21 protein-coding genes are annotated in these 21,277 nt (G+C 58.2%); 14 read left to right on the top strand and 7 right to left on the bottom strand.

Annotated features, from left to right (window positions below; all coding sequences use genetic code 11):
• Positions 1-5: 5 nt before the first annotated feature.
• The 3 genes from dnaG to AC0QKW_RS17805 all read right to left on the bottom strand — a co-directional run bounded on the left by dnaG (position 6) and on the right by AC0QKW_RS17805 (position 4,125).
• Positions 6-1,946 carry a DNA primase gene (gene dnaG / locus AC0QKW_RS17815; protein WP_473152431.1) on the bottom strand — a complete coding sequence of 647 codons (1,941 nt, stop codon included), beginning with the start codon at positions 1,944-1,946 and terminating at the stop codon, positions 6-8.
• A gap of 270 nt (positions 1,947-2,216) precedes the next feature.
• The gene (locus AC0QKW_RS17810) at positions 2,217-3,413 is read right to left on the bottom strand and encodes a DHH family phosphoesterase (RefSeq protein WP_473152430.1); all 1,197 of its coding nucleotides are present in this window, start codon (positions 3,411-3,413) and stop codon (positions 2,217-2,219) included.
• 211 nt (positions 3,414-3,624) lie between these two features.
• The gene (locus AC0QKW_RS17805; RefSeq protein WP_473152429.1) at positions 3,625-4,125 is read right to left on the bottom strand and encodes an HNH endonuclease; all 501 of its coding nucleotides are present in this window, start codon (positions 4,123-4,125) and stop codon (positions 3,625-3,627) included.
• A 218-nt stretch (positions 4,126-4,343) separates the two neighbouring features.
• On the opposite strand from AC0QKW_RS17805, the gene alr reads away from it, so the two are divergent.
• Together alr and AC0QKW_RS17795 are read left to right on the top strand one after the other, a co-directional pair.
• On the top strand, positions 4,344-5,540 hold the full coding sequence (gene alr / locus AC0QKW_RS17800; RefSeq protein WP_473152428.1) for an alanine racemase: 1,197 nt from the start codon (positions 4,344-4,346) through the stop codon (positions 5,538-5,540).
• Between the two features lie 150 nt (positions 5,541-5,690).
• Positions 5,691-6,611, top strand: a complete 921-nt coding sequence (locus AC0QKW_RS17795) for a carbohydrate ABC transporter permease (RefSeq protein WP_473152427.1) — start codon at positions 5,691-5,693, stop codon at positions 6,609-6,611.
• 157 nt (positions 6,612-6,768) lie between these two features.
• Here the strand turns inward: AC0QKW_RS17795 and AC0QKW_RS17790 are convergent, their stop codons facing one another.
• Positions 6,769-7,269 (bottom strand): thiol-disulfide oxidoreductase DCC family protein, encoded by a 501-nt coding sequence (locus tag AC0QKW_RS17790; RefSeq protein WP_473152426.1) that lies wholly within the window; start codon positions 7,267-7,269, stop codon positions 6,769-6,771.
• Between the two features lie 113 nt (positions 7,270-7,382).
• Entirely contained in the window at positions 7,383-8,309 is a 927-nt protein-coding gene (gene crtB, locus AC0QKW_RS17785; protein ID WP_473152425.1) for a 15-cis-phytoene synthase CrtB, read from the bottom strand.
• A gap of 457 nt (positions 8,310-8,766) precedes the next feature.
• Here crtB and glyA point away from each other — a divergent pair, with 457 nt between their 5' ends.
• Positions 8,767-10,050 carry a serine hydroxymethyltransferase gene (glyA, locus tag AC0QKW_RS17780; RefSeq protein WP_473152424.1) on the top strand — a complete coding sequence of 428 codons (1,284 nt, stop codon included), beginning with the start codon at positions 8,767-8,769 and terminating at the stop codon, positions 10,048-10,050.
• 322 nt (positions 10,051-10,372) lie between these two features.
• Complete coding sequence (locus tag AC0QKW_RS17775) at positions 10,373-11,431, top strand: glycosyltransferase family 4 protein (protein WP_473152423.1); 1,059 nt, start codon at positions 10,373-10,375, stop codon at positions 11,429-11,431.
• Here the strand turns inward: AC0QKW_RS17775 and AC0QKW_RS17770 are convergent.
• On the bottom strand, positions 11,387-13,126 hold the full coding sequence (locus AC0QKW_RS17770) for an ArnT family glycosyltransferase (protein ID WP_473152422.1): 1,740 nt from the start codon (positions 13,124-13,126) through the stop codon (positions 11,387-11,389). The two genes, AC0QKW_RS17775 and AC0QKW_RS17770, sit on opposite strands and share 45 nt — an antisense overlap.
• Before the next feature lie 144 nt (positions 13,127-13,270).
• Between AC0QKW_RS17770 and AC0QKW_RS17765 the strand changes: the two genes are divergently transcribed.
• From AC0QKW_RS17765 to AC0QKW_RS17720, 10 genes are all read left to right on the top strand, one after another.
• Complete coding sequence (locus AC0QKW_RS17765) at positions 13,271-14,569, top strand: competence/damage-inducible protein A (RefSeq protein WP_473152421.1); 1,299 nt, start codon at positions 13,271-13,273, stop codon at positions 14,567-14,569.
• 132 nt (positions 14,570-14,701) lie between these two features.
• Positions 14,702-14,833: a hypothetical protein gene (locus AC0QKW_RS17760; RefSeq protein ID WP_473152420.1), complete on the top strand. Its 132-nt coding sequence runs from the start codon at positions 14,702-14,704 to the stop codon at positions 14,831-14,833.
• A 178-nt stretch (positions 14,834-15,011) separates the two neighbouring features.
• Positions 15,012-15,464, top strand: a complete 453-nt coding sequence (gene aroQ, locus AC0QKW_RS17755; protein ID WP_473152419.1) for a type II 3-dehydroquinate dehydratase — start codon at positions 15,012-15,014, stop codon at positions 15,462-15,464.
• Between the two features lie 105 nt (positions 15,465-15,569).
• Positions 15,570-16,166, top strand: a complete 597-nt coding sequence (locus tag AC0QKW_RS17750; protein ID WP_473152418.1) for a MiaE family protein — start codon at positions 15,570-15,572, stop codon at positions 16,164-16,166.
• A gap of 1 nt (position 16,167) precedes the next feature.
• Complete coding sequence (locus tag AC0QKW_RS17745; protein ID WP_473152417.1) at positions 16,168-16,701, top strand: GNAT family N-acetyltransferase; 534 nt, start codon at positions 16,168-16,170, stop codon at positions 16,699-16,701.
• A gap of 118 nt (positions 16,702-16,819) precedes the next feature.
• A complete protein-coding gene (gene coaD, locus AC0QKW_RS17740; RefSeq protein ID WP_473152416.1) occupies positions 16,820-17,350 on the top strand; it encodes a pantetheine-phosphate adenylyltransferase in 531 nt (176 codons plus the stop codon).
• Positions 17,281-18,078 (top strand): hypothetical protein, encoded by a 798-nt coding sequence (locus AC0QKW_RS17735; RefSeq protein WP_473152415.1) that lies wholly within the window; start codon positions 17,281-17,283, stop codon positions 18,076-18,078. The genes coaD and AC0QKW_RS17735 overlap by 70 nt, the downstream gene beginning before the upstream one ends.
• Complete coding sequence (gene ruvA, locus AC0QKW_RS17730) at positions 18,075-18,701, top strand: Holliday junction branch migration protein RuvA (RefSeq protein ID WP_473152414.1); 627 nt, start codon at positions 18,075-18,077, stop codon at positions 18,699-18,701. The genes AC0QKW_RS17735 and ruvA overlap by 4 nt, the downstream gene beginning before the upstream one ends.
• 91 nt (positions 18,702-18,792) lie before the next feature.
• Complete coding sequence (rpsO, locus tag AC0QKW_RS17725; RefSeq protein ID WP_473152413.1) at positions 18,793-19,062, top strand: 30S ribosomal protein S15; 270 nt, start codon at positions 18,793-18,795, stop codon at positions 19,060-19,062.
• Positions 19,063-19,158: 96 nt separating this feature from the next.
• Positions 19,159-19,701 (top strand): photosystem II biosynthesis protein, encoded by a 543-nt coding sequence (locus AC0QKW_RS17720; protein WP_473152412.1) that lies wholly within the window; start codon positions 19,159-19,161, stop codon positions 19,699-19,701.
• Between the two features lie 121 nt (positions 19,702-19,822).
• Here AC0QKW_RS17720 and AC0QKW_RS17715 read toward each other — a convergent pair whose 3' ends face one another.
• A complete protein-coding gene (locus AC0QKW_RS17715) occupies positions 19,823-21,073 on the bottom strand; it encodes a GspE/PulE/PilB domain-containing protein (protein WP_473152411.1) in 1,251 nt (416 codons plus the stop codon).
• Positions 21,074-21,277 lie beyond the last annotated feature (204 nt).

Genomic DNA, 21,277 nt, shown 5'->3' with positions numbered 1-21,277 from the left:
CCCAATTACCGGTCGATCGAGTCGTACTGCTCACCCACCCAGGGCATGGTCGCCAGGTCTTCAAAGCTGACCTGGCGATCTTTTTCAAGCGCTTCGATGCGGCGCTTCTCGGCGTAGATCTGGCGCTGATATTCGGCAAATTGCTCGGGGGCGCTGGTGCAGTCGGTCTTTTCCCACAGGGCAAGAAAGTGGCGATAGCGTTTTTCGCAGAGATTTTTTTCCATGCAGGCGGCGGCGGCGCGAATGATCAGAGGGGCGCGCAGCACGTCGCGCTTGGTCTTTTCGCCCAGGTGCATGAGGTTTTGCAGGGGCGTGGTGGCCAGGCCGGTGTCGGCTAGCTGGTTGCGCAGCAGACCGACTAGATCAACGCGGTCTGGGGCGTCGGTCAGCAAACGCTGCATCTGCCGCCACAGGGCGCGGTGGTGGGAGTAGCTAAACTGCAAATCTCGATCTTCGAGCACCTGGCGAATCTCGTCGCGATGGGCGGCAGCGTGGAGAAAGATGCGCAGCAGGGCGGCTTCGGCCTGCTCTAGGGAACTGGCGCTGGGGGTAGGGGTGGGGGCAGAGCGGGTGGGGGCTTCAGACGAGGTTGTGCGGCGCTGGCGGCGCACCTGGGTAACCAGGTTTTCAGCGAGTAAGGGCACCAGGCGGCTGTCGCCATTGCTGAAGATTTCGGCGCAGTAGCGAACGTAGTGGGTACGGGTGTCGGCGTTGGCGATGTCGCTGAGCAGTTTGACTACTGCCTGGCTAGTCTGCTGAAACTGGTCGGCCTGGCGCAGGTCTTTGCCGCTGATCAGGTTGTGAATTTGCCAGTCGATCCAGAGGGGGGCGGCCTCGATCAGCTCGCGGTAGTCGGCGGCAGAGTGCGATCGCAAAAATTCGTCCGGGTCTTTGCCGTCGGGAATATTCAGCACCCGCAGCTGCACGTCGCCCCGGTAGGCCATCTCTTCGACTTCACCGATCGCCCGCTGGGCCGCCTTAACCCCGGCGGCATCGGCGTCAAAGTTGAGCAAGATTTGCTTGGACTCGGTATAGCGCAGCAGCTGGCGCACCTGGGCCGCATTGAGGGCGGTGCCCAGGGCGGCGACGGCATTTTCGAGCCCGGCGGCGTGCAGGGCAATCACGTCGAAGTAGCCCTCGACCACGATCGCCCGGTCGTCTTTAGCGATCGCCGCCTTGGCTAGATCGAGCCCGTAGAGGGTCTTGCCCTTGTCAAACAGCTCGGTGTCGGGGGAGTTGAGGTACTTGGGCTTTTCGTCGCCCAGGGCGCGGCCCCCAAAGCCAATCACCCGACTCTGGCCGTCGCGAATGGGAATCATCAGGCGATCGCGGAAGCGGTCATAAAACCCGTCGCCCTTTTGCCGGGGCACAATCAGCCCAGCCTGCTCCACCAGCGCCACTGGGTAGTGCTTTTGCTCGACCAGGTAGCCGTAGAGGGTCTGCCAGCCCCCCGGCGCAAAGCCCAGCTGAAACCGCTGAATGGTTTCGTCACTGAGGCCCCGTTCGTAGAGGTAGGCCAAGGCATCGGCTCCATCCATCTGCATCAGAGCATGCTCATAGAAACGGACGGTAACCGCCAAAATTTCGTAGAGCTGCTCCCGCAGGGTGAGCTGGCGCTGAAGCTCTTGGCGCTTGGCGGGCTCCAGCGTCGTCACCGGCACCTGGTAGCGCTGGGCCAGGTCGAGCACCACATCGGCAAAGGAGCGCTTGTTCAGCTCCATCAAAAACTTAAAGGCGTTGCCCCCCGCCCCGCAGGAAAAGCAGTAGTAAAACTGCTTGGTGGGGCTGACGCTAAAGCTGGGCGACTTGTCTTCGTGGAAGGGGCAGAGGCCCACGAAGTCTTTGCCCTGCTTTTTAAGCACCACATGCTGGGAAACCACATCGACAATATCGACGCGATCGCGCACCGCTTCAATCGTGTCGGGGTGGAGTCGGGGAGTATCCATAGCGTCGGGGCTGCGCGGTGACCGGAAGGCACACCACTATATATCGAGGTGGATAGATTGTAGCCCATCTGCAGCAGGGAGACGGATAGCCCTCACAACTCTGTGAGAACCCGATCTGCATAGCACCGGGTTGATGGAGAATGTGCCAGCTCCGCAGGGGAGCGATCGCTTCCCTGGAGTAGAACTCTACTTCTATCCTGCTCTACTTCCTGGAAAGAGGTTTAGCCCAGCAGGCTTTGGCATTGGCCAATTGGATATTGGTCTTGGAGATTAGTCGGTGTTGATCATGCCCTCTTCAGGGTTGACCAGCCGCCAGAGCTTTTGCTTGATCTGGGTGTCAAACACCTCCCACTTGAGCCGGTTGTACTCAGAGTTTTCGTAGAAACCCGACAAAAAACCCACCGGAATCTCAAACCCTCCGGCCATCGAGCGCCCGCCACCAAAGAAGCGACCCTCGCTGTCTTGGCCAAAGGCCTCTTTGATAAATTCATCGGGATCGAGGGTAATTTTGCTGGTGCGCAGGGAGCCGATCACCACCTCTCGCTCCTCATCTTCGTCGTGGACAATGCCGTAGACCACGGCGGTGTGCACATTGTCTTCGGTGACGAGAAAGTCTGCCGCCTGGGGAATAGCATCGCGATCGTCGTAGCGCAGGTAGCCTACTCCGGCGATGGAGACATTGTTGCGCACCTTGCGATTGCGCAGCGATCGCTCAATCACATCCATCACCCGCTTCGATCGCGAGGCTTGCAGCACCGCACTGAGCAGTTGGCCGTCATAAAACTGACTCAGGTAGGCCGCCGCCGCAAAATCGCTAGCCCCGGCATGCATGAGCTGGTTGGTGTCGGCCCGCAGGCCATGCATCAGGGCGGTGGCGCACTTGGTGTGCTTGCTGTTGTTGCGATCGAGGTCGAGCAGCCCCTGCTGCAGATACTCGGTCAAAATGGTGGCGGTGGCGCGAATGTGGGGCCGCAGATCGATATACTCGGCGTCGAGCTTTGACTGGGGCGCATGGTGGTCAATCACCAGCACCAGGGGCAGACCAGCCTCGCGCAGGTGGGCGTAGAGTTGACTGGTGGTGCCCTGATTATCGACCAGCACCAGCCCCTGGTAGTCGATCAGAGAGGCGTCATCGCTGGCGTTTTGCCAGCGACGGGCGGGTAAGTTGGTGAGCCGCACCAGGGCAATATTCTCCTGGTGGCTGAGGGTGCCAGCGTAGATAATGTCGCAATCGATGCTGTACTTGGCAGCAATTAGCTTGTAGGCCCAGGCCGACGACAGCGCATCGGGGTCAGGAAAGTCTTGCAGCAGCACTAGCTGGCGCTCTTCGCGATGGGCTTCTAGCAGTTGCCGCACGGCCTGCACCGGGTTGTGGATGTCGTTGTCGCCGTTGTGACGCGCAATCAACGACAGTGCCCCCTGGGGATGGGTGGCGACAGGGGCCTCTAAACTAGGGTTATTGGTCATGACTGCTGTTCTCTTCTGCGACTGCGTGCTCAACCGGCTAGGGTCTCCAAACTCTACAAACGTTGCCCCTGAGGTACAGATGAGCCATCTACCTGGGGTATTGCAACCGCCTAGTCTTGCAATTGATTAATATTTCGACTGCCTCCATTATCGCAAATTGCTACCGAAGCGCTAGCGAAACCTATCAGAGGACAGATCTACAGATCTGTGGTTATGAGATGCCGATAACGTACTTTTTCCACTCCTGGTGCACACCGCTGTGGATGTGTCGGGTGACCTCGAAGTAGAGGCTGCTGTGGGGTTTGCGCGGCTGACTAAACAGCGGCATATTGGCCTCGCGGGGGGTGCGGTTGCCTTTTTTGACATTGCAGCGAACACAGGCGGCCACCATATTTTCCCAGCTATCGCCACCGCCGCGCGATCGCGGCAGCACATGGTCAAGGGTCAGCCCCTCTCCACCGTAGCCGCAGTACTGGCAGGTGTGATTATCACGCTGGAGCAGGTTTCGCCGGGTGAGGGGAATGTCTTTGTAGGGCACTCGCACATAGTGGCGCAGACGAATGACCGACGGCAGCGGAAAGTCGGCATAGATAAACTTGCCGTTGTGCTCAACCCGCTCGGCCTTACCCTTAATGATAAGAACAACAGCCCGTCGCCAGCTCGTGATGTTGAGCGGTTCATAGGAGGCATTGAGCACCAGAACCTTACTCATTCCTATGGTTAATTGGCTAAAGAATATTAGCCCGATGGTAGCACAGAAGCTAAATTGGGGCTTTTGGCCCCAGAGACGCTGCCATAGCGCCCTGTCTCTGGGATCATCTGGGGCGCCATCTGAGGCGCTGGCCTGAAGCAGTTCAACCGGGGTAGAATCTGGCGCTATGATGGGGTCGCCAGCCCCCCAGGCAACCCCGGTGAAGGAGGAGTGAGCCGATGCTGAGTTGGGATCAAACCCCGGGCCTAGAGCCCATGCGCTGCTGCCGGGCCTGGGTCGAGATTGACCTGGCAGCTCTGCGGCACAATGTGCGGCAGTTTCGGAGCATTTTGCCCGCTACTACCCAGCTAATGGCGGTGGTCAAGGCTGACGCCTACGGCCACGGAGCGGTGACCGTAGCTCAGACAGCACTCCAGTCTGGGGCCGCCTGGCTGGGGGTAGCGACGGTACCCGAAGGCATTGAGCTGCGCACGGCCGGCATCCAGGCTCCGATCTTGGTGATGGGGGCGGTCAACAGCACCGAAGAAATGCAGGCGATCGCTCATTGGCGGCTCCAACCCACTTTGGTCAACCCCAAACAGGCGCTAGTATTTTCTGACACCCTCTCAAAGCTGGCCACCGCCCGGCCAGTGGGAGTCAACCTCAAAATCGACACTGGCATGTCCCGGCTGGGGTTTCCCTGGGCTGAAGCCGTCGACTTTGCCCGGTTTGTGCAGCCGCTGCCCCACCTCAAAATCGACAGCCTCTACTCCCACCTGGCCACCGCCGACGACCCTGACCCCACGGTCATGGCTCTACAGCACCAGCGCTTTGCTACCGCTGTCAATAACCTGCGCCAGCAGCACCTGCTGCCCCCCCGGCTGCACCTGGCCAACACCGCCGCTACCCTGGCCGCCCCGGCCCTGCACTACGACCAAGTCAGGGTAGGTCTGGGCCTCTATGGCCTCTACCCCGCCCCCCACCTGCAAGGTCGGGTTGACCTCCAGCCGGTGATGCAGGTGAAAGCCCGCATCACCCATCTAAAAGATGTACCGGCGGGCACGGGCATCAGCTACGGGCATCAGTATGTCTGCGATCGCCCCATTCGCATGGCCGTAGTCGGCATTGGCTACGCCGACGGGGTGCCCCGGGTGCTCTCCAACCGGCTCCAGGTGTTGGTCAAGGGTCGCCTAGCCCAGCAGATCGGCACCATCACAATGGATCAGCTGATGCTGGATGTCAGCGGCATTCCCAACCTGCAGGAGGGCGAGGTGGTGACTCTGCTGGGCCGCGACGGCGATCGCACCCTCAGCCCCGACGACTGGGCCACCCTGGCCAACACCATCAGCTGGGAAATTCTTTGCGGCTTTAAGCATCGTCTGCCCCGGATCGCGGTCGAGCAGCCGTTGCTCGAAGCCGCCAAGGTGCAGCGGTAGAGCCTGGCGCAGAGCAAAGCTTTAGGCTATGTCGGCTCTGAGGTGGCCAACTGTCAACCCTGCGAGCGGCGGTTAAATAATGGCCAAATGCCCCACAGGTCAGAGCTTTCCGCTATTCTGGCCATGGGTTTCTTATCAGGTTTAACAGCCATGACCGCTTCCCCCCAGGCAGGCCCGCGTTGGCGATCGCAGTTGATGCTTCCCCAGTGGGCCATCCCCTACCTATTTTTGCTGCCTGCCCTGGCAGCCCTGTGGATTTCGGTCTTCTGGCCTGCCATCAGAGCCTTTTACCTGAGTTTTACGACCTTTGGGGTCGACCTGACGGCAGCGCCTACCTGGGTGGGCGGGGCCAACCTCCAGCGGCTGATCAGAGACGATATCTTCTGGCAAACGGTACGCAATACCCTGGTGTATCTGGCCGGGGTCGTGCCGGTGCTCACCTTTGCCCCCCTGGGGCTGGCAATCTTAGTCAATCGCCAGCTGCGGGGCATCCACTGGCTGCGGGTGGCCTACTACTCGCCCGTGGTGGTGTCGATGGTGGTGGCGGGCATTGCCTGGCGCTGGCTCTACGCCGAGACCGGTCTATTTAACCAGGTGCTAAAGGCTCTAGGGCTGACAGAGAGCGGCATTCCCTGGCTGACCAGCCCGACCCTGGCCCTGTTTAGCGTCATGGTGGTGACGGTGTGGAAAGGGCTGGGCTACTACATGGTGATCTACCTGGCGGGGCTGCAAAGCATTCCCCAAGACCTCTACGAGGCCGCAGCCCTAGATGGCTCTGACGGGTGGCGTCGCCACTGGGATATCACCCTGCCGCTGATGCGGCCCTACCTGGTGCTGGTGGGGGTGATCTCTGCGATCGCCGCCACCAAAGTCTTTGAAGAGGTCTACATCATGACCCAGGGCGGCCCCCGCAACAGTTCTAAAACCGTGGTCTACTACATTTACGAGCAGGCCTTTCAAAAGCTGGAGATTAGTTATGCCTGCACCATTGGTCTGGCGCTGTTTTTGGTGATTTTGGCGTTGTCGGCCCTGCGCTTAGCGGTCAACGACGGTACCCAACCCATGGGCTAAGACACGCCCTTGGTTGAGCGGGCTACTCCACAGGCATGGCAGAAACAACTCCGACGGCCCAGAGCTATCTCTAGAGACAACGCTACAGTCGATCTGCATGAGATAGTCTCTAGGGCACCACCGATACGGCTGAGCTGATGCGGCCACGGTGAAGTCCTTAAACCTGGCAGCGATTCCGAAACGGATCGCTTTGCGAATTGCTGCACCCCTCGCCCAGCCGCGCCTCCCGCTCGGCCAAAATAGTCTTTAGGCTGGGTCGCCCAGTCACCGCCAGCCGCCAGTTGGCCCAGACGCCGTAGGCCCAGTCCACCAGGGGGCCAAGTATAGGCCAGCGGGTGGGGGCGTAGATCCAGCCAATGCCCAGCACGTCGTACACCTGACGAAACACTTCCACATTCTGGATCACGGTACCGTCGGCCTTGACCGCATGGATACGGCCCATGGCCGTCACAAAATCTACGCCGCCATTGTCTCCGGGGCTGTAGTCATCGGCGGCAATATCGGTGAAGACCACCAGCCCCCGCCCGTTGTCTTTTTTTCGCAAAAAGTTTACTTCGTGCAGACACAGCGGACAGTCGCCATCGTAGAGCAGCTTAATTTTCCAGCTCGGGGCGGCGGGCTGCACACTTTGATCGACAGCATCAACAGTGGTCGTCATGGGAATACAAAGCCTAGAGACGATAGAGAAAAATTACTCTATACATATCTTAATAACTCCAGGCCGTCGTGGCATTGCCCAATCGACCATCGACCTCGCTACCTCTCCGCTCTCTATAAAACCCTTGCCTTCACTAATGTTCCTGGCAGGGTCAGCAGCTTCCGTAGCCCCGGCACGTAGGCGCGCTTGGTGAACACGTCGTAGCCGTTTTCTTCGATCACATCCAAAATTTGACGATACAGCGCCAGGGCCGACCACACGGGCCAGCGGGCGTCTTCGCTCAGCAGCCCAATGCCGCTCTCTGCTTCGGTATAAAACTGCCGAGCGCGATCGATCTGAAAGGCCATCAGCGATCGCCAGCGATCGTCTACTACCCCAGCTATGAGGTCGGCCTCGGTGTAGTCGAAGGCCTGGAGATCTTCCAGAGGTAGGTAAATACGGCCCCGGCGGGCGTCTTCTCCCACGTCGCGCAAAATGTTGGTGAGCTGGTTGGCAATGCCTAGGGCGATCGCCTGGGGAATCGGATCGAGATTTTGCTGCTTAGCCCAGGGAGCCGTTTGCAGCTGGGTGTCAATGCCCATCACCGTGGTAGACATTAGCCCCACGGTGCCTGCTACTCGGTAGCAGTAGAGCTCTAAATCGGCAAAGGTTTCGTAGCGGTTGCGGTGCAGGTCCATACGCTGACCCGCAATCATGTCGCGAAAGGGCTGAATGTCGAGGGGAAACTGCTCCAGGGTATCCACGAGAGCCACGTCTTCGTCATCTACCGGGCAACCCGCAAAGATGGATTCTAACTGCGCCTCCCAGCGATCGAGGGTTTTTTCGCTGGTGAACTGGGCCTGGGGGCCATCGACCAGCTCATCGGTGCGGCGGCACCAGACGTAGATGGCCCAGATAGCGCGCCGCTTAGCGGGGGCCATCAACATGGTGCCAGTGTAAAACGTCTTGGAATACTTAGCCGTGATGCGCCGACACACCTCGTAGGCACCGTCAACGGAGGATAGGGATTGGCTAGGGGGTGAATCCGTCAGTTGCAGCATTAATAACCCAAACCTGGAGAATATAAATCTCAAACCGACTACAGGCAATTCTGCTTAACTTAGACTCTCACAACTGCACCCAACTTTGGCAAAACAGTTGAAATTAGCCCATTCTCCGAAGCAATCTGCCCCTGCCGTTCCTAACGATTATATGTTGCAAACTGTAACATTTGCTGTCAAGTCAAAATCTGCGGCTGAGATAGCTGTATTGCTGGCGCACCTCTGGCAAGCATCTACCAAATTTAGAGCGACCCAGATAAGATAATAGACTGCGTACTCACCGTGATTTTCTTGCCCATCCTGTTGCACCCTAGCTCTACAGCAATGATTGGCTCCACAGCAATCGGCGACTAGGAAATCACGCACCACGGGGAGAGTAGGCCGCTGGGGTTCACTGGCGATTCACTCCCTACAATTTTGTCCACTTAGTTAGTTCTGTCAACTGGGAGCCTAGCCCGTGCCTCAAACCAATTCTGATTTTCTACAATCGTCCGACCCGCAGCTGGCCAGCATTATTGACCGCGAGCTCCAGCGCCAGCGCGACCACCTAGAGCTAATCGCCAGCGAAAACTTCACCTCGGCAGCGGTGATGGCGGCCCAGGGGTCGGTGCTGACCAACAAGTACGCCGAAGGTCTGCCCGGCAAGCGCTACTACGGCGGCTGTGCCTTTGTAGATGAGGCTGAGCAGCTGGCGATCGATCGCGCCAAAGAACTCTTCGGTGCCGCCCACGCCAACGTGCAGCCCCACTCTGGTGCCCAGGCCAACTTTGCCGTTTTTCTGGCCCTGCTACAGCCCGGTGACACCATCTTGGGCATGGATTTGTCCCATGGTGGCCACCTCACCCACGGTTCTCCGGTGAACGTGTCGGGCAAGTGGTTTAAGGTCGCCCAGTACGGCGTCAGCCGTGAGACCGAGCAACTCGACTTCGATGCCATTCGCGCCTTGGCCTTAGAGCACCGGCCCAAACTGATCATCTGTGGCTACTCGGCCTACCCTCGCACCATCGATTTTGAGCAATTCAGGGCGATCGCCGATGAAGTCGGTGCCTACCTGATGGCTGACATTGCCCACATCGCCGGTCTGGTAGCGGCGGGTCTGCACCCCAATCCCCTGCCCCACTGCGACGTGGTCACCACCACCACCCACAAAACTCTGCGCGGCCCTCGCGGGGGCCTGATTCTCACCCGCGATGCCGAGCTGGGCAAAAAGTTTGACAAGGCCGTGTTCCCCGGCAGCCAGGGCGGCCCCCTGGAGCACGTCATCGCCGCCAAGGCCGTGGCCTTTGGCGAAGCCCTGCGCCCCGAGTTTCGCACCTACGCCGCTCAGGTGATCGCCAACGCCCAGGCTCTAGCTGCTCAGCTCCAGCAGCGGGGTATCAAGGTGGTCTCTAACGGTACCGACAACCACCTGGTACTGTGCGACCTGCGCTCGATCGCCATGACCGGCAAGCGCGCCGATCAGCTGGTCAGCGAGGTAAATATCACCGCCAACAAAAACACTGTGCCCTACGACCCCGAGTCGCCCTTTGTCACCAGCGGGCTGCGCCTGGGCTCTCCGGCCATGACTACCCGAGGGCTGGGCGAGGCCGAGTTTATTGAAATCGCGGACATTATCAGCGATCGCCTGCTCAATCCTGACAATGCCGCCACAGCCGAGCACTGTAAGCGGCGGGTGGCGGTTCTGTGTGAGCGGTTTCCGCTATACAGCCACCTGGGTGCCCAGGTGCCCGTCCTAGTGTAGAGATTTAGGGGGCAGAGATTGGGTGAAAGCCCCATCTCCCATCACCCGATATCCAACCCACAATGTCCAATGTCTTACTCCATGCAATCTGACCGAAAGTTAGGGTGACGCCTTAATGATCTGTCATAATTGCGTGGAGTTTTGCATGTTGGGCAAGAAGCAACCTATCCTATGGACTTGTTTCGGGCAAAATACGTCACTGGGTACTTTGTTTTCGCGACTGGCCCAGGGCGAAGTGCAGGATGAGATATCGCGATCGAACTACAAACCGTAGGCCAACGCCTAACGGGCTGGAGAATGCTCCAAAGTGGGAGGGGTGACTATGCCGTTTGTTTTGTATCACGTGTTGGCCTTTGGTATTTCCGCCGCGGTGGTACTTGGCACAACACCCATCGTTCGCCGCATTGGCCTTAAAAGTGGGCGGGTCGATCTGCCCGGCGGTCGAAAAGTTCATGACCAACCCATGGTGCGCCTGGGCGGCGTCTCTATTTTTCTTGGCACTCTGCTAGCCCTGCTGATGGTGTGGGCTCTAGGTGGCTTTATCGACGCCACTGGACAACACCTAGCCCCGCCCCAGGAGTTTCAAATCTGGGGCGTGACCCTGGGTGGGCTAGCCTTCTTTTTAATTGGACTTACCGACGATCTATTTGGCCTATCGCCCCTCAGCCGACTGATCATGCAGGCGGTGGTGGCCGCCATGGCCTGGCACGTGGGCGTCAGCATCGACTTTCTCACCATTCCCTTTTATGGGCTGACGCAGCTGCCCGACATTATTAGTTTGCCAGTCACCGTGATTTGGCTGGTGGGCATGGCCAACGCCATCAACTGGATCGACGGCCTCGATGGCCTTGCTGCCGGTGTTTCGGGCATTGCCGCCCTGGTGATGCTAGTGGTTAGTCTCTATATGAACCAGCCCGCCGCCGCCCTGATCGCCGCCGCCCTAGCTGGGGGTGCCCTAGGGTTTCTGCGCTACAACTTTAACCCTGCCAAAATCTTCATGGGTGATGGTGGGGCCTATTTTATGGGCTTTACCCTGGCGGCGGTGGGAGTGATTGGCCTGGTCAAAACAGTGACTACAGCAGCCGTTCTGCTGCCCTACCTCATCTTAGCGGTGCCCATTCTCGACATGTCAGCGGTAATTTTAGACCGTCTGCGAGAAGGCAAATCGCCCTTTGTGGCCGACAAACGCCATCTACACCACCGACTGCTGAAGGCGGGGCTGTCCCATCGGGTGACGGTGCTGTTTATCTATGTGCTGACGCTGTGGGTGGGCAGTCTGGCTTTGGCCTTTGCGGGTGTGCCCAGTGGTGTCGTCTACGCCCTCAGTGCCACGGCACTAGTTAGCTACACCGGCTGGCGGCTGCGTCAGCGCACTCGCTGAGGGGCCGTAGGGGTACTCGTACGGTCGCAGCAAATTGTTAGCGCGATAGATGTGGATGGTCTCGGTCACCTCGCCGCCCCGCATGAGCGGGACAGTGGCTAGGGGTTCGATGCTCTCAAAGAGTGGGCGGTAGCGATCGAGAATTGTATCATCTTGAGTAAATCGCTCTAGGGTCATGTACAGAGCGTCTTGCCCAACCCAGGCGGCAGGGTCAAACCAAAAGGCAAAGCCGCGTGGGTCTTGACTAAAGGTCGTAACGGGCACATCGACTAGAGGATGAATGCCCATGGCCAGGTAACCCCCCAGGTAGTATTCGTTGGTAAACACAAAGCCAACTTCGTCAAGGGCCACGCGAATCTCTGGCGTATCGGCAAACCGACGGCGGATCTGATCGGTATCGAGCAGTTCTGTCGAGTCGTCTTGCGCCACAGGCACGAGACCGCCAAACAGAGCGTAGGTGCTGGGCTGCTGCAAAATGCCCAGGCGCAGGTGCAGTAGAGCGACAACAGAGAGGGTAGCTAAAAATAACCCCGACCCCCACAGCCAGCGCTTTACCAGCCGAGGCCGCTGGCGCTGCCAGACCAAGGCCTGAGCCGCCAGCAGCATGACAATGCCCCAGTAGCCAGGGGCAGGCCAAGCGGGCAAGATCTGCTGCTTGGCCCCCAGCAGGGTGAATAGCAGCATGATCGGCAGCGACAGCCAGAGCACTAGCCCCTGCTTGTAGTGATCCTGCGCTTCATCACCGCTCAGGCTAGGGGCCGTCAAAAATAAGATCTGCTTGCCGCTCTGCTTGGCCGCCACCCACCACAGCGGAAACCCAAACAGTGGGAATAAATAGACAATTGACAGCAGCCAGTAGCCGACCATCTGCCCCAGGTTCACCCCGCTGCTGCCTGTGCCGCCGTCAAACCGCATACCCAGCTGAAAGCGAAAGGAAATCCAGTCGTGTTGGCTGTTCCAGTACCAGAGGGGAAAGAGAGTGAGCCCGAAGACCCCCAGGGCTAGCAGTGTCCAAGGCGATCGCAGCGCTGCGCGATAGGGTTTATAGGCTGCACAAAACCCCACTAAGCTGAGCCCTAGCACGAAGCCGTGGTATTTGCTCAAACCTGCCAGGGCAACGGTTAACCCCAGCAGCACAATCCGCCAGGTGGGCATATAGGTAGCCCGAATCAAGCCGTAGCGGCTGAGGCGATCGCTGCTGGGGAAAAACTCCCAGGCGGCTACCAGCAGTGTGGCGCTCCAGAACAAAGCCAGCGCGTTGTCGGGGGAGTTGAGAATGCCAAAGGCAATGGTCAGCAGCGGTATTAGAGTGACAATCACCAAGGTCATATAGCCCACCGCCGCCGAAAACAGACGGGTTGCCGTCAGGTAGAGCAGCCCCAGACTGATGCAGTAGATCACCAGCGCCCCCAACCGTAGGGTAAAAGGCGAGATCACCCCCGTCAGCCACCAGCCAATGCCGGTGGTCAAAGCCACCATGGGCGGGTGATCAAAATAGCTCCAGTTGAGATAGCGACTGTAGAGGTAGTAGTAGGCTTCGTCAAACCCCGGCAGCATCCACAGGGCAACCATGGTGCGGTAGATCAGGCCCCCCAGCAGCACGGTCAGTAGGCCATCGCCCCAGCCGGGCTTGCGATCGCCCCATTCCTCCCGACCGGACCAAGATGATTGTGGACTCCGTTGCCAACCTGCCATTGGGTCTCTCCCCTTGCACCAAACGCCGTATAGAGTTGACGAGCCAGCTGTTTTACCTCCGGTGGGCTGTGCCTGGCTCCCCTGCCATGGTCATAATGACACTATTGCGCCCTGGCATCTTTCCTACCGTTTAAAGGACTATCTATGCCCTCCAGCTCCCTATCCCAAACTGAGCCATCTGCTGTCCCCAGCCCAATGCGCAGTGCCGAGATCATCTGTGTGGGTACCGAGCTACTGCTGGGGGATATTCTCAACGGCAACGCTCAGTTTCTAGCCCAGGAGTTGGCGAGCCTAGGCATCGCCCACTACTACCAGACTGTGGTGGGCGATAACCCAGCCCGCATTCAGCAGGTGGTGACCCTGGCGGCAGAGCGATCGCAGCTGCTTTTGTTTACCGGCGGCCTAGGCCCCACCCCCGACGACCTCACCCTAGAGACCTTGGCCGACCTGTTTGGGGCCCCCCTGGTCGAGCAGACCGATATCTTGGCCGATATTGAAACTAAATTTACCGCTCGGGGCCGTACTATGCCCCCCAGCAACCGCAAGCAGGCCCTGCTGCCCGCTGGTGCCATGGTATTGCCTAACCCCCAGGGCACGGCCCCCGGCATTATCTGGTCGCCGCGCCCAAACCTGACGCTGATGACATTTCCAGGTGTGCCCCGCGAGATGCAGGTCATGTGGCGCGAAACCGCCGTGCCCTATCTGCGAGCCAATGGCTGGGTCACCACTACCATCGTCAGCCGCATGCTGCGATTTTGGGGGATTAGCGAGTCGGCTCTAGCAGAACGGGTAGCCCCCTATCTGAGTCAACAAAACCCCACCGTTGCCCCCTACGCCAGCAAGGGCGAAGCCAAACTGCGGATCACCGCCAAGGCTGAATCTGCCGAGGTAGCTCTGACCCAGATCGAGCCAGTAGAAGCGGGCATTCGGGATCTGCTGGGTGACGACTGCTATGGGGCTGACGACGACTCTCTGCCATCGGTAGTTGGCAACCTGCTGCTACGGCACCAGCAGACGGTGGCCGTAGCCGAGTCTTGTACCGGGGGAGGCCTGGGGCAGCTGTTTACCCAGATTGCTGGCAGTTCGGCCTACTTCTACGGCGGTGTGATCGCCTACGACAATGCCGTCAAGGTAAAGTTGCTGCGGGTCGATGGGGCTACCCTTGAGGCCGAGGGGGCGGTGAGTGCGATCGTGGCCGAGCAAATGGCCCTGGGAGTCAAAGCTTTGCTAAAAACTGACTGGGCCTTGAGCATCACCGGTATCGCAGGACCAGGGGGGGGCACCACTACTAAACCCGTTGGGTTGGTTTACATTGGCCTCGCTCTGCCCAGCGGCAGCGTAATGAGCTACAAACACGAATTTTCGGGCTATCGGGGTCGGGATTGGGTGCGTCAGCTCAGCGCCCTCTCGGCGCTGGATGCCCTGCGTCGCAATTTGCTGTGATGGTTAGGTTGATCATTTGACTCAAATGGTTATTATGTAATTATGGATTTAAGCGCACCCCCACTGGGCCTTAAGGCCCGTCTCAGGCGCGAGTAGCCGGGGTAGCGAGTGCCAGTAAGGAGTTTTGCCCCAATGGATTACATCGATAAGGCTCTCGAAAAGCTGCGCGAGTGGGTCGATAGAGTGATTGAAGCTCTCTTTGGCCCTGAAATTCAAGGTGAGCCTGAGCTGATTCCCATCCCTGTGGACGAACCCCGTCGCTAGATCATTGTGTAAAACTTGTGGTGTCCTTTGTCCCGGTTCTGAGCCGTGAGGCCATGAGTAAGAAATTTTTTCTAGTGACAGCTAGCTGCTTCAATGCGACCGATGAACCTGCTGCACGTAGGGCGTCTCAGCTCAGTTTAGGTTCGCAACCGTCAAACGATCGCTCACTGGTAGACCATTGATAAGCTTGCAGGTGATTCACGGCCCCAATCTAAACCTGTTAGGTTTGCGAGAGCCCGGCATCTACGGTAGCCAAACCCTGACCACTATCGAAGCCATGCTGACCCACGAGGCCGAGGCGTTAGGTGCGACCTTAGATTTTTTCCAGTCAAATAGTGAGGGGGCGCTGGTAGATTGCATCCAGTCGGCCTGGGGCAATAAAGAGGGTATTTTGATCAATCCCGGTGCCTATACGCACACCAGTGTGGCCATTAGAGACGCGATCGCCGCTGTTGGTCTGCCCACCGTAGAGGTACATCTCAGCAATATTCACAAGCGCGAGCCTTTTCGCCATCATTCCTACATTGCGGCCGTTGCAGTGGGTCAAATCTGCGGCTTTGGGGCCGATAGCTATCGGCTGGGCCTGCATGCCCTAGTACAGTATCTCAAGAGTCTTGCCCCAATTGCCTAGGCCATCGTATCTAACAGACAAAGCCCGGTAATGCCCCAATTGTTATCTTTAGGTGAGCTAGCTACCGGTGGCTTGAACTAACGTCTAAGCTCAGTTTTTCTCTTTATGGCCCCGGCTACTGCCACAATTAAGTTTCTCCAGACGCCAACCTCCCTAGCCTGGGTTGAGCAAGCTCTGGCCAACCTAGATGTGGTTTTGCTCGACCATGCCCAGTGCGAGCGCAAGGCCGCTGGCGTGGCCATGGGCTTGATCAATCGCTACCCCTCCGACGCCGGGTTAGTGACGGCGCTGACGGCGATCGCCCAAGAAGAGCTGGCCCACTTTGCCCAGGTCAACCAGTGGCTAGAGCGGCGGGGCGTCGCCTTTGGCCCCCTGCCGCCGCCGCCCTATGGCGCGGCCCTGCGCCAGCAGGTGCGATCGCAGGAACCCTATCGGCAGCTCGATCTGCTGCTGGTCTCAGCCCTGATCGAAGCCCGCAGCCATGAGCGACTGGGGCTTTTGGCTGACCACCTGGGCGATCGCGACTTAGCCCAGTTTTACCGCAGTCTAATGGCCTCCGAAGCCCGCCACTACGGAGCCTACTGGGTGCTAGCCACGGGCCGCTTTCCCCGGGCTGAGGTAGACGCCCGCCTCGGGGAACTGGCCGCTGCAGAGAGCGAGATGCTCGCGACTCTGCATCCCCAACCTCGCATTCACAGCTAACATGCTCTCTGACCACCGCAGTGCCTTTGGCCCGTTTTTGATTCGCAGTTGGCAGCCAGGTGATCGCGATGCCGCCATGGCCATCATTCGCCAGGTGCTGAAGGAATATGGTCTGGGTTGTGAGCCCGAGGGCAGCGATCGCGACGTGCTGGAGGTCGAAGCCTGCTACTGGGCCACCGGCGGGGAGTTTTGGGTGGTAGAGCGGGCGGGCGAGCTGGTGGGCACTGCGGGGTACTATTCCATTGATCGCGGCCCCCAGGCGGTAGAAATTCGCAAGATGTATTTACTGCCCGCCGCTCGAGGCCAGGGTCTGGGTCGCTACTTGCTGACCACAATAGAAGCCGTCATTCAGGCCAGAGGCTTTAGCGACATCTGGATTGAAACCGCGTCAGTGCTGAAGGAGGCGGTAAGGCTCTACGAGACCAGTGGCTATGAGCCAGCGAGCGGAGTAGAGACGGCGCGGTGCGATCGCGTCTACCGCAAACGACTCAATCCTCCCCTTGACACAGAAGTAGCGCCAGCCGGACAGAACTAATGCTCGACAGCAACACATCTTGCTCCTCCACATCAGCCGTTAGCTGGCCCCGGCCTAATTTCCCCTAAGCCGCCGAAATTTAGCTATAATCGCCACATTCACACTGAGAGCGGTCGTTTTGATTGCCATTTATCCCGGCAGTTTTGACCCCATCACCCTGGGCCATTTAGACATCATTACCCGAGGTAGCAGGCTCTTTGAACGGGTAATTGTGCTGGTGTCGAGCAACCCCAACAAAGTGCCCATGTTTTCTACCGCCGAGCGCATTCGACAGATTGAGCGATCGGTCAATCATCTGCCCAACATAGACATCGATCAGTACGACGGGCTCACCATTACCTATGCCCGCCAGCGCCGCGCTCAGGTGCTGCTGCGGGGTCTGCGGGTGCTCTCAGATTTCGAAAAAGAGCTGCAAATGGCGCATACTAATAAAACCCTAGCTGACGATATTGAGACCCTATTCCTCTCAACGTCGACAGAGTATGGCTTTCTCAGCAGCAGCCTGGTCAAAGAAATTGCCCGCTTTGGCGGCCCCATCGATCATCTTGTTCCCCACCATGTAGCGCGAGACGTTTACCAATGCTACGCCCAGACCCAGCCCGCCGCAGTACCCAATCCCGCCCTGCCCAAACCAATGGATTGTCTGTAGAGGCGACGGACGGTGCAGCCCTGCCCAACCCCGGCGATATCGACATTCAGCAAGATCTCAACAAGCTAGAAGAGATCATTCTCGCCAGCCCCCGGGTACCCTTTAGCGGCCGCACCCTTATCGACGAAGACCAGTTGCTCGACCAGCTTGACGCCATCCGCCTCAACTTACCCCCCGCCTTTCGTCAGGCGGTGCAGGTTTTGCAGCAGCGCAACACCATCGTCGCCGAAGCCGAGCGCTATGCCGAAGATTTGATTACGGCGGCAGAGCAGCAGGCCGCTCAACTGCTTGACGAGATGGGCATTGTGCGCCAGGCCGAGCAGATGGCCCAACAGATCAAAACCCAGGCCCAGCAAGACTGCGATGGTCTGCGCACCCAGGTCATGGGTGACATCGAGCAAATGCAGCTTCAGGCTCAGCGAGAGTGGGAATCGCTGCGGCAAAAGGCCCTGAGCGAGCAGACCATGATTCAGCAGGAGGCCGATGGCTATGCCGACCAGGTGCTTTCTAGCGTCGAGCAGCAGCTTTCCCAGATGCTGCGGATCATTCAAAACGGCCGCAGCCACTTGCAGCCACCCCAAGAAACAGCCCCTTCACCTCTGATTCAGCGGCAAAAGGGCGGCAAAAATTCTACGGCCATCCCGAGTGCGTCGGAGGCGCGGCCAGAGCACAGCGGTGAGCGATCGCCCAACCGTACCCGACCCAAAAAGCCCGACTCCGCCCCATGATCAGCTATCTCAAAGGGGCGCTGGCCGACATTCAAAAACCCGGCAACCACAAAATCATTGTCACTCTCGATGTCAATCAAGTGGGCTACGACATGCAGGTGCCGGCGCGTCAGCTATCGCTGCTGCCGCCCCTGGGCGAGGTGGTGCAGCTATTTAGCCATTTGTACTTTCGCGATGACCAGGCGGTGCTGTTTGGCTTTGGCCAGCGTCAAGAGCGAGACCTGTTTAGGCTGCTGATCAGCGTCAGTGGTATCGGGCCTCAGATGGCTCTGGCCCTGATCGACACCCTGGGAGAATCTGAGCTGACCCAGGCGGTGGTCAGCGGCAATACCCGGCTGTTGTCTCGCACCCCTGGGGTAGGCACCAAAACCGCCGAGCGCCTGGTACTAGAGCTAAAAACCAAGCTCCAAGACTGGCAAACCCAGTCGGGCGTTGGCCTCGTCCCCGCCGCTGGCCCTGTGCCTACCCTCTACGAAGAGGTAGAAGTTACCCTTAGTGCCCTAGGCTACAGTCAGAGCGAGGTGCTCAAAGCACTCCAGGCGGTAGGGCAAAGTACAACCCTGCAAAAGACAGCCGATCCTGAGGGCTGGGTGCGAGAGGCGATCGCCTGGCTCAGCCAGTAGCTATGGCAGGGGAGATAATCGGAGCAACAACCCCTGTGCTATAGTTGAAAATCCTGACTCAATCTATCCTTCTAGAAAAACTGTCTATCCCATGACTCTGTTGCAAGCGCGCAAGCAGGAACTTATTTCCGACTACCAGGTGCACGAAACCGACACGGGCTCTGCCGATGTGCAGATTGCCATGCTCACTGACCGCATCAATCAGCTGAGCCAGCACCTGCAAAAGAACAAAAAAGACTATTCGTCTCGTCGGGGTCTGCTCAAGATGATCGGCCAGCGCAAGCGCCTGATGGGCTATCTGCAAAAGCAAGATTCTGAGCGCTACCGCGCTTTGATCCAAAAACTTGGCATTCGTGGCTAGAACTAGCTTCACAGCTAAGCCAGTCGCTTAGCTGTGGCAGTTCCATGCGTGACAGTTTTATTCATGACAAGTTGTTCAAGATAATTCTGTAGGTATATGCCCTCTGAGTCTTCGCGCAAGCGTTTGCCCTTTGAGCCCGGCGGCAAGGATGCGGGCGAAAAGGCCGCTGGTAAATCTGCCACCCCTAAGCAATCGGCCACGTCAGCTCCTAGCCAGAGCGCCAAAAAGGCAGCCTCCACCAGGACAAGCTCTAAAAAGGTCGCGGCTTCTCAACACGGTTCGACCTCAGGGCGGCTATCTTCAAAACAGTCTGATAAAGCCCCGGTGGCTATACCTGAAGTTGTCAGCAGTAGAATGCTGCGGAGAATGCTGGCGTTTTCAGGAATACCCACCGTGTTAGGCGTGCTCACTTTTTTGGTGAGCTACTATTTGGTGGTCAATCAGGTGGTGGAGCTGCCCTCTTACTTTGTGTTGCTGGTCACCTTAGGCTGTTTTGGTCTAGGGGTAGTTGGGCTGACCTATGGCGTGCTCTCTGCCTCTTGGGATGAAGATCGCCCAGGGAACTGGCTAGGTCTAGATGAGTTTCAGGTCAACTTTGGCCGCATGACCAGTGCCTGGGGCGCAAAGTCAGACCTCTAGGGAGCAGGTAAGCCGCGCTACAGTCGTGCGTAAATCGTCTTGGCTGTAGCGAGACTAGGCTTTCTGGGGGCTATGGCGATCATCTGAAGAGTCTGCTCAAGTCGAGGGCGCGATCGCCACGTTAGGGCAGTTTGTCTGATTCTGAGTCGCCTGAGAAATGAATGATTTGGTCAACTTGCTCTTCCATAGTTTTGAGCAGCTGACTCAGGGACTCCAAGGTGCGAGCTGAGGGAGATTCGGCAACTAGCGACTCACAGGCGCGATCGCGAATTTGACTGATTCGGCTCTGGAGAGATTTAGCAACGCCCAGGGCATCTTCACCCATCTTTTTAACTTGCTGTTGTTGATAAAACCGCAGAGCCGCGCCGCGCAACACCTGTAGCGTAGCTTCTTCGCCGTGCTTGCCTGCAATTAGCCGCAGCCGCAGCAGCACTCGCTCTCCCTGGTAGAGACGCTCAATATCGGCCTCGGTGGTTTTGTTGCTGGGCAGCAGGGGCAGATGGGCAATGTGTTTAAGCTCGTTGATGACGCCCTGAAGCTGGTCCAGACTAAGCTCTTTGAGCGCCGCCTGCACCACTCCATCTTTGCTCCAAAGCACTTGGCCATGGTGAGGTCGCCGCTCAAAGTAGAGTCGCCCAATCCCTCCGGTGAGCACTTGGTTGAGCAAGGCTTGGGCTAGCTGAGGCACTTGCAGGTGGTACATCTGGTCAACCGACATCTGGCGGAGTGCAGGGTCAAGGCTCAGCTCCAAAGGTTGGTTGGCTGCGATCGCCGACTCCAGTGGTTTTTGTTGTTGAACCTGAGCACTGGTAGCTTGAGCCTCAGGAGCTTGAGCGCCAGCATCGAGAGGGGCACTGGGGCGATCGCCTGGGATGGGTGTAACAATCTCAGCTGGGCCTCTTGATGCAACGCCACGATTTACACCTAGATCACCACGGAGGTTCTCGGGGCTGTCAACAATAAAGGTCAGCAGTTCATCGCCAGGAACAGAGGGTGGCGCGGCGGCGACACTTTCAGCCTGGAGTTTAGCCTTGGCACGAGCCGCGTAGCTCAGGTACTTAGACAGCAGCTTGCGCTGCCAGTCAGAGGTTACAGGCCAAGACACTACTGAGCAGCGAATAAAGGCCAGCTGCTTGCGCGCATAGTCGATCGCGGCCACATCTCCCGGATCGACCATGCCTAAATGTAGACAGCTCGCCTCGACCGAGAGGGGAATAATTTCGTGGTAGAGACAGGCTTCAAAGGGCAAAATGCTATCGATTAGAGAGAGCATTTGACCGACGTTGAGGCGACTGTCAATCGCCTCATGGCCACTGAGCAGATCAGAGGCTGAGAGGTCGCTGGGCAAAGCGTTGGCATCTAGATCCGGCATGGGCCTGTGAGGATTAGGATCGAGCTTCTTTTATGCTACGCATCAATGAAAAATAAAGTGCTATTCCCTGGGCGCGGCCATTGTATCTTTACTTTCTTTGGCCTGGGTTAGGTCAGTTAAAGGTATTTGGAGATCTTGCTTCATACCTTTAGCCTGGTGAAGGAAACAGCGATGCAGGATTTTAGGATACCCAGAAATATGACG

The sequence above is a fragment of the Pseudanabaena sp. PCC 9330 genome, assembly GCF_055795045.1.
This window is presented reverse-complemented; position numbering and strand designations above follow the sequence as displayed.